At 59.8% G+C, this 12,785-nt stretch carries 6 protein-coding genes; 4 read left to right on the forward strand and 2 right to left on the reverse strand.

What is annotated here, in order from left to right; genetic code table 11:
• Positions 1 to 588 precede the first annotated feature (588 nt).
• Entirely contained in the window at positions 589 to 2,379 is a 1,791-nt protein-coding gene (locus tag QRN48_RS20665; RefSeq protein ID WP_191944853.1) for a bifunctional diguanylate cyclase/phosphodiesterase, read from the reverse strand.
• 121 nt (positions 2,380 to 2,500) lie between these two features.
• A complete protein-coding gene (locus tag QRN48_RS20670; RefSeq protein WP_191944852.1) occupies positions 2,501 to 4,582 on the reverse strand; it encodes a carboxy terminal-processing peptidase in 2,082 nt (693 codons plus the stop codon).
• Positions 4,583 to 4,727: 145 nt separating this feature from the next.
• Here QRN48_RS20670 and QRN48_RS20675 point away from each other — a divergent pair, with 145 nt between their 5' ends.
• The 4 genes from QRN48_RS20675 to QRN48_RS20690 all read left to right on the forward strand — a co-directional run bounded on the left by QRN48_RS20675 (position 4,728) and on the right by QRN48_RS20690 (position 12,781).
• On the forward strand, positions 4,728 to 5,690 hold the full coding sequence (locus QRN48_RS20675) for an NAD(P)H-quinone oxidoreductase (protein ID WP_285352843.1): 963 nt from the start codon (positions 4,728 to 4,730) through the stop codon (positions 5,688 to 5,690).
• A 250-nt stretch (positions 5,691 to 5,940) separates the two neighbouring features.
• Positions 5,941 to 7,206 (forward strand): hypothetical protein, encoded by a 1,266-nt coding sequence (locus QRN48_RS20680; protein ID WP_285352845.1) that lies wholly within the window; start codon positions 5,941 to 5,943, stop codon positions 7,204 to 7,206.
• Between the two features lie 252 nt (positions 7,207 to 7,458).
• On the forward strand, positions 7,459 to 9,285 hold the full coding sequence (locus tag QRN48_RS20685) for a hypothetical protein (RefSeq protein ID WP_285352847.1): 1,827 nt from the start codon (positions 7,459 to 7,461) through the stop codon (positions 9,283 to 9,285).
• 1,297 nt (positions 9,286 to 10,582) lie between these two features.
• Positions 10,583 to 12,781: an autotransporter outer membrane beta-barrel domain-containing protein gene (locus tag QRN48_RS20690; RefSeq protein ID WP_502944656.1), complete on the forward strand. Its 2,199-nt coding sequence runs from the start codon at positions 10,583 to 10,585 to the stop codon at positions 12,779 to 12,781.
• The last annotated feature ends 4 nt before the right edge of the window (positions 12,782 to 12,785 follow it).

Genomic DNA, 12,785 nt, shown 5'->3' on the forward strand with positions numbered 1-12,785 from the left:
CAATGCTGCTCCGGCGCGTTCGCCAGCAAGCCGGCTCCTACAGTGGGAGACAGCAAGTCGGCTTCTGCAGCAGGTTGGGCATCCGGCACACACCTACGTTAGCCGCAACGGCGGTCCGTGGTTTTCAAACACATCATCAGGATCAGGCAAAAATCCGTAGGAGCCGGCTTGCTGGCGAACCCGGTTCAACCGCCGCCATCAATGTGGCTGACATGGCGCGTTCGCCAGCAAGCCGGCTACTACAGAGGCAGCAAGTTGGCTTCTGCAGCAGGTTGGGCATTCGGCACACACTCACACGCGTTGGCCGCAACAGTGGATCGTGGCCTCAAACACATCATTAGGATCAGGTAAAAATCCGTAGGAGCCGGCTTGCTGGCGAACCCGGTTTACCTGTCGCCATCAATGTGGCTGACATGGCGCGTTCGCCAGCAAGCCGGCTCCTACAGTGGGAGACAGCAGCCGGTTCCTACAGTAGGTTGGGCTTCCGGCACACACCCGCGTCGGCCGCAACAGTGGATCGTGGTCTCAAACACATCATCAGGATCAGGCAAAAATCCGTAGGAGCCGGCTTGCTGGCGAACCACGTGTTCACCCCGTTATCGCCCGATTCATCGCTGCAATGACCTCCGCCTCCAACGTATCAATCACGTGCACGCTCGCGCCGATGACTTCCTTGGCGTGATGCTTGGCCTGGGAGGCCAGTTCGGCGAGCTGGCTGGCGTCGAGTGTGGTACACACCTCGGGATGCAGATGCACCACGCCAATCGACAGCGACAGCAAGGGGAATTCCTGACGCTGGCCCTGGCGGTTCAGCGCCACGAAGCAGCCGGCTTCAAGGTGCTCGGCGCGGTAGAAGCGCCGGCATTGGTTCTGGAAGTCTTCAAGCAACAGGTTCAAGCGCTTGCGCCAGTCTTCCGAGCCCAGCACCAGCAGAAAGTCATCACCGCCGATATGTCCGACGAAGTCGCGGCTGGGGTCGATACGGTCGTTCAGGCACTGCGCCAGACACAGCAACACTTCGTCGCCGCGCCCGTAGCCATAGATGTCGTTGAAGGGCTTGAAGCTGTCGATGTCCACGTAGCAAATCATCGACTCGCGCCCCTGTTGCAGCAGCCGGGTCAGGCACTGCTGAATGGGCACGTTCCCCGGCAACAGGGTCAGCGGGTTGGCGTAGCGCGCCTGCTGAATCTTCAATTCCGTGATCAGCTTGAGCACGTCAATCACCCGGCCCAGCCCCAGGTACGTGCCGTTCTGCATGATGACGAAATCTTCTTCGATGCGTTGCCGCGCGCGGCTGGTGATCAGTCGGCTGACTTGCTGCAGCGACTGACTCAGCTCGACGGCAAGAAAATCGTCACTCATCAACCGGCTGATGGGCTTGCGCGCATACAGCTCAGTGGCAAAAGGCTGGAGCAACACGTCCGACAAAGAATGGCGATGCACAATGCCGATCGGCTGATTGTGCTCATCCAGCACCGCCAGTGAATTAAGGTTGGCCTGCTTGCGAAACGCCTCCAGCACAGTGGCGGTGGGAGTCGTTTGTACCACGGCGGGCAACTCATTCAGCAGCGCCGTCAGGTCGCTGGTCTCCTCGCTCAACGTCGCAGCGGCAGGATCGGTTTTAGGGAGCAACGCGCGCGCATCCCGGGGCGGAAACTCCTGCGGACGGCACAGCAAATACCCCTGAACCAACTCGACGCCCATCTCGATCAGTACGGCCAGCTCTTCCTGCAGTTCAATCCCTTCGGCGATAACCAGCGCCCGCGACGCCTTGGCCATCTGCAGCATTGAGCCGACGAATTCGCGTTTGACGGCGTCCTGGTGAATGCCGTCGATGAAATGCCGGTCGATCTTGACGTAATCCGGGCGCAGCTCAGACCACAGCCGTAGGCTGGAATACCCGGCGCCCAAATCGTCAAGGGCAATGGAAAAGCCCATGTCCCGGTAGTGGTAGAGCGCGTTGTACAGCAGGCCGAAGTCGTCGGTCGGCGTCTGCTCCGTCAGCTCGATGACCACCCGGCTGGGCGGGATGCCGTAACGTTGCAACAGCTGCAAGGTGCGCCCGGGAGGGTGCGAGGCTTCGAGCAGGGATTCCGGCGAGATGTTGAGGAACAGCTTGCCGTCCAGTTTCTGCTGGCTGAAGCGCCGACACGCCGATTCGCGACAGGCCAGTTCCAGCTCGCTAAGGCGACCGGCCTGGCGGGCTACGGCAAACAGATTGAGAGGAGAGTGGAGGGCGCTGTTGGAAGGGCCGCGCGTCAGGGCTTCGTAGCCGAGGATGCGTCGATCCGATAGCGACACAATCGGTTGGAACAGGCTGTGCAAGTCGCGCTGAGTCAGGATCGAACTCAGCGCGCTCAGCTGTTCAGTCACAGTCATGGCAATCTCGGGGCAAGAAAAAGGGGCTGGACGCCTGTGGCGCCGAGCCCCGCTATTTCACGACAGCTTCATGACTGTTTGATGACTATTTGCCATCATTTCATCATGTTTCATGCCGGTCTTACTTTTTGGCCACCGAACCGCTCAGACCCAGGTAGTCCAGCAAGATGCGCCCGGTTTCGGCCAAGTAGGCGTCATCTTCCGGTTTGGTCTTGTCGTCATCCGAAGGCAGCGCGTCTTCGTCTTCCTTCTTGAGTTCCTTCAGCGGCTCTTCGCCTTTGGCCTTGCGACGCACGTTCTCCATCGCCAACTGCTTGCTCTCGATATCGGCGTGCTCCTTGCGGCGCTCGGCTTCATTGAGGCTGACGGTCTTCTCGCTCATCAGCTTCTTGGCCAGCGCGAGTTTTTCTTCGATGAAGACGAACTCGGCGTCTTTGGCAGAGCGAACGTCGTGGCGCGATTGCAGCTGGGCCAGGAACGGCTTGAACGGATCCACCGCAGGCTTGATCGCCGGTTTGATGGTGTCGTAGGTCATGGCTTCAGGCAGTGCGCTTTCGCCGATTTCCTTAGTGTCGATGATCGACGGATACGCGATGTCCGGCAACACGCCCTGGTGTTGGGTGCTCTGACCGGAAACCCGGTAGAACTTCGCCAGCGTCAGTTTCAGCTCGCCGTGATTGAGCGGCTGGATCGTCTGCACGGTGCCCTTGCCGAAGGTCTGGCCGCCGATGATCAACGCGCGATGGTAGTCCTGCATGGCGCCGGCGAAAATCTCCGAAGCCGAAGCCGAGAGGCGGTTGACCAGCAATGCCATCGGGCCTTTGTAGAACGCGCCGCTGTTTTCGTCTTCCAGCACGTCAACCTTGCCGTCGGCGTTGCGCACCAGAACGGTCGGGCCTTTATCGATAAACAGGCTGGTCAGCTCGGTGGCTTCCTGCAGCGAGCCGCCACCGTTGTTGCGCAGATCGATGACCACGCCGTCGACTTTCTCCGACTGCAATTCGGTCAGCAGCTTCTTGACGTCGCGCGTGGTGCTCTTGTACTCGGGATCGCCGGCGCGGTAGGCCTTGAAGTCCAGATAGAAAGCAGGGATCTCGATGACGCCCAGCTTGTAGTCCTTGCCGTCCTGATTCAGGTGCAGCACCGACTTCTTCGCCGCCTGCTCTTCGAGCTTCACCGCTTCACGGGTGATCGACACGATCTTGGTGGTCTGGTCACTTGGCGCGTTGCTCGCCGGGACGATTTCCAGGCGCACGACCGACCCCTTCGGACCGCGAATCAGTTTGACCACTTCATCCAGACGCCAGCCGATCACGTCGACCATCTCTTTGTCGCCCTGGGCGACGCCGATGATCTTGTCGGCGGTCGCCACTTGCTTGGTCTTGGCGGCGGGGCCGGCCGGGACCAAACGGACAATCTTGACGTTGTCGTTGTCGCTCTGCAGCACTGCGCCGATGCCTTCCAGCGACAGGCTCATGTTGATGTCGAAGTTTTCCGCGCTGTCAGGCGACAGGTAATTGGTGTGCGGATCGTAGGACATCGCGAATGTATTCAGGTAGGCCTGGAACACGTCCTCGCTGCGGGTCTGACCCACGCGCGCGAGCTGGTTCTTGTAACGCTTGGTCAGGGTCTCCTGAATCTTGGCCGGATCTTTACCCGCAATCTTCAGGCGCAGAACTTCGTCCTTGACGCGTTTGCGCCACAGGTCGTCGAGTTCGGCTTCGTTCTTGGCCCAAGGCGCGTCCTTGCGATCAACCAGCAAGGTTTCCTGAGTGTTGAGGTCGATCTTGTCGACGCCCTTGTTCAGTTGCGCCAGGGCGAAATCCAGACGCGACTTGATGCGGTCCAGATAACGTTTGTAAATGGTGAAGCCCGGTGCCAGGTCGCCGCTCTTGAGGAAGTCGTCGAACTGGAAACGCCACTTGTCGAACTCGGCGATGTCGCTGGCGAGGAAGTAGCTGCGCGCAGGATCGAGGAGTTTCAGGTAGCTCTGATAGATGATTTCGGAGCGCTTGTCGTCCAGCGGCGGCTTGCTGTAGTGGTGGCGCTTGAGCAGCTCCACGACATTCAGACTGGCGATGACTTCATCGCGATCAGGTTGAAGATTGTCCCAGCTGTTGGCGGCAAACGAACTGGCCGACATTGGCAGAACTGTCAGGCCAATGAGGAGTGCAAGGGTAGTGCTGGGTAAAAAATGCTTCATGCTGATTCGACGCGGGGACAATTGATAACGCATATTAGGCCGTCTTTGGAGGTCGCCGGTTCGGTCAGAACACGGTCGCATAATGCAAAAAGCCCAATGGCCGTGAGGCACATCGGGCTCAGTCAAGACTCACTATGGAGGCACCGTGAAAGCATTGCAAGGCGTTGAAGGTCGGGTGGAATGGGTTGAACAACCCTCGCCGACGCTGGATGTAGGACAAGTCCGCATCAAGGTGGCCGCAGCCGGACTCAATCGTGCCGATTTGCTGCAACGTTCGGGGCATTACCCGCCGCCGCCGGGTGTCACGGAAATCCTCGGAATGGAGTGCTCAGGGGTAATCGCCGAAGTGGGGCCGGGCACTGCCTGGGAGGTCGGCGGCCGCGTGTGCGCGCTGGTTGCAGGCGGTGCAATGGCTGAAGAGCTGGTTGTCGACGCACGGCATGTACTGCCGGTGCCCGAGGGCATTTCACTGCACGAAGCGGCGGGCATTCCTGAAGTCTATGCCACCGCTTGGCTGAACCTGTTCCAACTGGCCGGCCTCAAGCCCGGCGAAAAAGTGTTGCTGCACGCCGGTGCAAGTGGCGTTGGTTCAGCTGCCATTCAGCTGTGTAAAGCCTTCGGCAATCCGGTGTGGGTGACAGTCGGTTCGGCAGAGCGGCTGGCGTATTGCGAAGCGCTCGGCGCACAGGGCGGTGTCCTGCGCACCGAAAACCTCGATGCGTTGAACGACTTCGCGCCGTTCCAGGTGATCCTCGACCCGGTCGGCGCGAACTATGCTGCCCTGAACCTGAAAGTGCTGGGTGTGGACGGTCGCCTCGTGCTGATTGGTTTGATGGGCGGGCGCAAGTCCGAACTGGATTTCGCCCAGGTGCTGGGCAAGCGCATTCACATCCTCGGCTCGACCCTGCGCAGCCGCGATGACCAGTTTAAGGCTGACCTGCTAAGCGATCTGGGGCAGCACGTCATGCCGCTGTTCACTGAAGGCCGCTTGAAGCCGCAACTGGCGCGCAGCTTCCCGATCAGCGAAGCCGAAGCGGCTTATGCGGAGCTTGCGACCAATCAGGTGTCTGGCAAGGTCGTGCTGGTGATCGACGACAGTCTGGTGTGACCCGCCTTTTGCTCCGATTCGGTTCGGGACAGCTGTGCGTCGTCAGCCGACCGGCGGTGGCTCAAACTGTCATTTCTGACAGTAGTCAGGCTGGCCCATTCGGTTCTCAATAAGCCTTGTTGCGTAAGCTCGGTCGGCGGGTATCGGCTGAGAACGCTTCATCGGACGAGGTGAGGACAGGATGGCCAGGGATCGGAAAACGCAGCCGGTAACGCGGCGAACAGGGGATGCATCAAAGGCACTCTTGGCGGTGCCTGAAGTGCCGGCAATCATTGATCAAAACGATCCTGAGGGCCTGGTTTCCACCGGTACCCAGGTCACTGATCTAGAGGTCCTGGTGCCGCTTTGGCCGTTCCCGGCTACGCCCGGGGACACCGACCGACTGGACCTGTTCTGGAGCGGTGTGAGCAGTGATACACCTGTGGCCACTGCTGACTTTCCAGGACCGGTCGATTCCGCAAAGTTTCCTGTCTCCCTGAAGGTGGCTAAAAACATTCTGCAGCCGGACGGCCAGTACCAGGTCTGGTACACGGTCACCACTAGCGCGAATAACGCCGCATTTTCCGAGCGCCGTACCGTCACCATCGACACCCGCCCGCCGAGCTACAACCAGCAGTTGATGCCCTTGTTGTTACCCGATGATCTGGTGAGCGGGGTGATCAACGAAGCGTACCTGGTCGGTCATAGCGATCAGGTAGAGCTGCGCCTGCCGAGCCCTGTGTACCTGGACGCCAAAGAAGGCGATGTCGTCGACCTTTACTGGTCACAGGACAACCCGCCAACGACATCGGTTGTGGCCAGTGCGACGGTTACCCAGGCGCAGATTGGCATGGACGATATCCGCATCGTCCTCCCCGGCAGCGCCGTGCGGGCGCCGGATCGGGATGGCAATTTTTACGCGACGTACAAGGTGCGAGACCGAGCCGGCAACGAGACCGACTCGTTTTCCCGCGAAACGCCTGCCACCGTCGCACTCAAGCCATTGCCAGGGGGCGATCTGCCCGAGCCGGAGTTCCCGCAGGCCGATATCGAGGGCTACATCAATTGCGACGAAGCGCCCTGGAACGGGATCGTGGTGCGCATCGCTTTCGTTCGTAGCCTGTTCGAGTACCAGGACCAGATCACACTTTACTGGCAGGGCTATCGGACGCTCAACGGCGCCGATCCGATTGCCGGCACCGAGGGCGTGTTTGCCCGGAAAGTCAGCGCACAGAACCTGACTGACGGTTACATGGACGTTTTGGTCGAGCCTTTCATTCCCCACATCGAACCCATCATCGAAGGATCGGCCCTGGGCACTTACCGGTTGACGAAGGTCAGCGGGCAGTCGGGCGCCTCCTACCCGGGGCTGGTGAAGATTAATCGCCAATGGCCCAGCGGGGAGATCTGCGGCCCCGTAACGCAGACTGCGCAGTCTGGCTCGCGCAGGGAGGGCGGGTGCAACGCCTGTCGCCGGTTCAATCAATTCATCGCCCGCATGTTGCAGAGGCTCGGGCGTGGTGGCAAAGGGCTGTAACGCTGGAAACCCAGGACGCGCCAAGCGGGACAGGCGCGAGTCAACTCAAGGAGAAAAGAGATGAGCAACTTATCAAGCAAACAGACCCGTGTGCTTGCCAGTGCACTGGCACGCTCCGTCAATCAGCAACATCAGGCCATCAAAAGACGCTTGTCTGGAAGGGCGAACCTGGAGAAGCCAATTCCGCCGACCTGGTGGAACGGCGATCCTGCCTTCGCCGGCCTGGTGCCTCGGGAGGAGCAGGAAGCGGACATGACTATCCTGATACCCCTGTGGCCTGACAGCGCAGGTCAGGACGAGACAGACACTCTTCAGTTCCAGTGGAAACTGTCAACCTCGGGTACATGGCAGAATGCCCAGGCCCCGATCCCGGTTCCAGGTCCGATAAGTGGTGGCTTCCCAATGCCGGTGACGTTGGAGAAATCCTACTTTGCTTTCGAAGGCGCCTTCGACTTGCGCTACACCGTCCTTACCGAGGCGTCCAATACCGCAGAATCGGATATCACCCAATTCATCATCGATAAAACGCCCCCCAACGATGGTCAGTCGCCAACGTCGGCGACGTTTCCAGACCCTCTCGTCATCAGCGACGGCATCACACAGGATTACCTGGATGACCACGGCGGTCTGGATCTGGCCATCCCGATCTATCAAGACGAGAAGCTGGGCGATAGCCTGGACGCTTATGTTCATGAAGTAGGAACGAGCCCGACTACGCCGGCGTACTCCGGTGCGATTGATGCGAACCGGCGGGTAAAATTGCCGATTGATGCCTTTTCCGATTTGCTGGATGGCCTCATCTATATCTCCTACCGACTGGTCGACAAGGTGGGTAACAAAGGCGCTCACGCTGATAACGCGACAGTCGGCCTCTTTCTGAATCCGCTTCCAACTGAGCCACTGCCTGCACCCCGCGTGCCCAAAATCGCGGATGACGACACGCTGCAGCTTGTCGACATTGACCGGGTAAATGCCGGTTTGGTTGAAATTGATCCGTACCCGAACGCGCTCGAGAATGACCTTGTGGTACTCACCTGGGGCACTGCGGCACTCAAGGTCACTCACAGGATCACGGACCCTTTTGCGACAATCTTCCTCAATGTGCCCTACGAGACCATACTGAAGCCTGCCTATGGCACAGCGACCGCAGTGCTGCCGACTCCGATTGGGTACGTCGTCGAGCGTGGCGACAAGTCGTTCGCTTCGCGCCTCGCCACTATCAATGTGGATTTCTTCGTCCCTGGGCCCGTAAACCCGGACCGGCCGGATCCGGTCAACAGCGCTCTGCCCAGAGTGACGGTAAAGGGCTCGACTTCTACAGTCGATAACGTGCTGACGGCTGACGACGTCGGCGACCCCGTTACGGTAACGCTCAAGTTGTATGACCCTATCGGCACGGACGAGGAGATGGTTCTGTACTGGGGTGGCATCACAAACGTGGTCGGCAGGTTCAATCCCGTAACGGGGAACCCGGGTGAGGACTATGAGTTCACTCTGGATTGGGACGCGATCAAGGATCTGCCAAGCAGCACGCAGGTGCCGGTGTTCTATACCGTTGGGCGTGCCACTCCTCCCGGCAACGTCGAGTCCTGCGTTCCGACACCGGTAGACGTCAGCGCAGCCCTGCCGATCAAACTCGCCAATCCCGAGTTTCCCGAAGCGGCCGAGGCTTCGGACGGTAGCCCCATCCTCAACTGCAACACCCACGTGGGCCCTGAGCGGTTGGTCAGTGTGCGTATTCCTGGCAACACCGGTCTGCTCCAGGGCGGCGAAACCCTTAACTTTACGTGGCAGTGCTACACCGACAAAGCGGGGACCGCCCCGGTAAACGCGCCACTGGAATTCGACCGGACAATCACCGCAACCGAGGCTTCCAATGGGTTCGAATTCCTGCAGGGGCCGTTTGATGATTATGTCCTGCCAACGGGCCGGAACGGTTCGATCAAGCTGACCTATATGTCTGATACCACACCGCCGATGCAGGGTGAGACGCTGATCAGGGCATCGGGCACGCTGCCAGGGGGCGAGTGTCCGCCCAATAGTCGCCGTGCATTCGGCGCAGGTGGCTGCGGTTGCTAAGCGGGTAAGCTCAACTTGGGATGAATGGATAGACTCTTTAGTTGGGACGTTAAAAGACAAGGCCGCGCTAAACGGCCTTGTTTATTTTCAGGCTTACTGCTGCGTTTTTACGATGAGCGGTAGTAATTAGCAATTGTAAGAAACTACGCTCAATACGTTAGGAAACTTCCTACACGAATAACAATTTGAAGAATGTAGTCTTCGCGCCTTTGTCCTGCGGAGCTTTTCTGTACTCCGTGGGAATGGCGATATTCCCAAGGAGCTGGACATGGCTGCGTCGCGTTTTACACCCTCCCGTTATATGAACCCCTCAACCTTTATTTCACTCGCGCTGTGCATCAGCACCGCCGCCCAGGGGCGCACATTGTCCCCTGACGAATCTGCGGTGGTGAACCAGGGCGACGCGGCCGAAGCCTGGACGTTGGCGACCGGTTCGTCGCTGACGGTGGGCAGCGGCGCCCAAGCCCTGACGATTTCCGGTGGTGGTGCAGGCGCTGTGGTCAATTTCAATGAGGGCAGTTCGACCACAGGCATCAATCTCGGCGAGGCGGGCGCCTTGGCGAACGTCAACGGTGCCAGCGTTAATGCCGCCGGCAATTCGACGGCCTTGGTGCTCGGCAACAGCCAGGCGGTCCTGACGAACGCCATCATCACCAGCGAGGCAGGCCTCGGTCTCAACGGCGCGCAGTCTCAGGGCCTGCCCGGCAGCGCGTTCCTGATCAATGGCGGCACCATCAGCGGTGGAACAGGCGGCGCGACGCTTTCCTCTCGCACCAGGCTGGACGCTACGGGCGCCGTCATCACCGGGACCGGGGCAAACAGCTACGGGCTCCGCGGTTTCGGCTCGGACATTTCCCTGCGCAGCAGTACCGTCACCGGCGGCTTGAACGGCCTCGTCTATCGGGTGGATACGGCCAATGTGCGCGAGGGTACGGTCACTATCGAGGGATCACATATAGAAGGCACCAACGGTGCCGCGATTCTGGTCAATGGCCAGGGCGGCGGTCTGGTCGCCAACCTTAATCTGCTTAATGGCACAATCCTCACGGGTGGCAACGGCAACGCGCTGGAAGTTACCAACGGGGCGACGGCGACTGTGCTGCTGCAGAGCAGTGAAGTCACCGGCAACTTTGCCCTCTCCAACGGCAGCATTGCCAACATGACCTTTGATCAGGGCCGGTTGATCGGCGACGTTTCGGCGGATGCCACCAGCAGCGGCACTCTGGCGTTGAACAAAGGCTCGGCGCTGACAGGAAATGTCACCGGTATTGATACGGTCAATCTGAGTGCGAGTTCCATGACCGGAAATGTGACCTCGGCCAGCAGCGCCGGTGTGGTTTCGCTGGCTAACGGCTCGGTGCTGGAAGGTAACGTAACCAGTGACAATGCAAGCCTGGCCGCCAGTCAGATGAAGGGCAACATCACCTCTATGGGCAGCGCCGGCATCGTCACCTTGGCTGGCGGCTCGTTGCTGGCGGGTGATATCAGCAGCGACAACGTGAGCCTGAGTGGCAGTCAGATGATCGGCGACGTCACCTCGATGAGCGGCGCGGGCGTGGTATCGCTGGCGGAGGGCTCAGCGCTTCAGGGAAATGTAAGCAGCGGTAACGTGAGCCTGAACGCCAGTTCATTGAAAGGTGACATCACGGCTACCAGCAACGCCGGCGTTGTATCCCTTACCGAAGGTTCGAGCGTAGAAGGTCAGGTCATCGGTGACAACGTTAGCCTTGACGCCAGTTCAATTACCGGCGATGTCACTTCGGCCAGCGGGGCAGGCGTCGTCAATCTGGTCCGGCGCTCATTGGTGAAAGGCAACGTTAACAGCAACCAGGTCACTCTGGACGCGAGCTCGATAATGGGCAACGTGACCTCGACCGGTAACGCGGGCGTGGTGTCCCTGGCGGCGGGCTCTGTGCTGGAAGGTGATGTAAGCAGCGACACCGTCAGCCTCGACGCCAGCTCTATGGTCGGCAATGTCACATCGACCGGCGGGGCAGGTGTCCTGAGATTGCTGGGCGGCTCAACGCTGAGAGGCGATGTGAACAGCAGTGATGTAAGCCTGGATGCCAGCTCGATGTCCGGCGACATCACCTCCAGTGCTGGCGTGGTTTTGCTGACCCGTAGTTCGGTGTTCACCGGCAACCTGATCAACGTTGACAGCGCCACCCTCGCAGAATCATCCACTTGGGATATGGTCGGGACCAATACCGTCAGCTCGCTTTCGATGAATGACAGTACGGTGAGGTTTGGCGCGCCCAACGCGTTCTATCAGCTCAACGTCGGCACGCTGTCCGGCAACGGCACCTTCGTGATGGATGCCGATTACGCCACCAATCAGCACGACATGCTGAACATCACCGGCTCTGCGACGGGCAACCATACCTTGCGTGTCGCGGGTTCGGGCGTGGACCCTGTCGCCCCTGGCCCTTTGACGCTGGTGCACAGCGCCGGTGGCAACGCTGCCTTTGCACTGGCAGACGGCCGCGCCGTTGACGTCGGGACCTATTCCTACGAACTGACTTCCGCTGGCGACGGCCTGGGCGGCACCGACTGGTTCCTCGATCCGTCGCGCCCGACGACGGTTACCCCTGGCGCGCGCTCGGTACTGGCGCTGTTCAACACCGCACCCACCGTCTGGTATGGCGAGCTGACCTCGTTGCGCAGCCGCATGGGCGAGCTGCGGTTCAACGGCGGGAAAGCCGGTGGATGGGTCCGCACCTACGGCAACAAATACAACGTCTCCGATGCTTCCGGCGTGGGTTATCAACAGAATCAGCAGGGTGTTTCCCTGGGGGCCGATGCGACGTTGCCGATCGGCGACGGCCAGTGGCTGGTCGGCGTTCTGGCGGGCTACAGCAAGTCTGATCTGAACCTGGACCGAGGCACCTCCGGTACCGTAAAGAGCACCTATGTCGGTGCGTACACCACATGGATGGACCAGGACAGCGGCTACTACTTTGACGGTGTACTGAAGGCGAACCGTTTCCGTAACGATTCAAAGGTCAGCATGAGCGACGGGGCGCGTGCCAAAGGCGATTACACCACCCAGGGTGTGGGCGCATCGCTTGAATTCGGGCGGCACATCAAGCTGGACGACGGGTATTTCGTGGAACCGTTCGCCCAGGTGTCGGGTGTCGTGATCAGTGGCAAGGATTACGGTCTGAACAACGGCATGCAGGCAGAAGGTGATCGGACGCGTTCCCTGTTGGGCAAAGTGGGCGTCACGACGGGGCGCAACTTCGCGCTGGATAACGGCAGCATTGTGCAGCCCTATCTGCGCGTGGCAGCGGCTCAGGAGTTTGCAAAAAACAACGAAGTTCAGGTCAACAACAACGTGTTCAACAACGACCTGTCCGGTTCGCGTGGAGAGCTGGGAGCTGGTGTGGCAGTGGCGATGTCAGACAGCCTGCAACTGCATGCTGATTTCGACTATTCAAATGGCGAGAACATCGAGCAGCCGTTTGGGGCGAATGTTGGGGTGCGGTATAGCTGGTAGACCA

Source organism: Pseudomonas sp. ME-P-057 (assembly GCF_030208975.1).
GTDB classification, from domain to species: domain Bacteria; phylum Pseudomonadota; class Gammaproteobacteria; order Pseudomonadales; family Pseudomonadaceae; genus Aquipseudomonas; species Aquipseudomonas lutea.

Coding starts and splice junctions, on each gene's coding strand:
- QRN48_RS20685 (WP_285352847.1), top strand. CDS start 7,459: ATGACTATCCTGATACCCCTGTGGCCTGACAGCGCAGGTCAGGACGAG.
- QRN48_RS20690 (WP_502944656.1), top strand. CDS start 10,583: ATGACCGGAAATGTGACCTCGGCCAGCAGCGCCGGTGTGGTTTCGCTG.
- QRN48_RS20670 (WP_191944852.1), bottom strand. CDS start 4,582: ATGAAGCATTTTTTACCCAGCACTACCCTTGCACTCCTCATTGGCCTG.
- QRN48_RS20665 (WP_191944853.1), bottom strand. CDS start 2,379: ATGACTGTGACTGAACAGCTGAGCGCGCTGAGTTCGATCCTGACTCAG.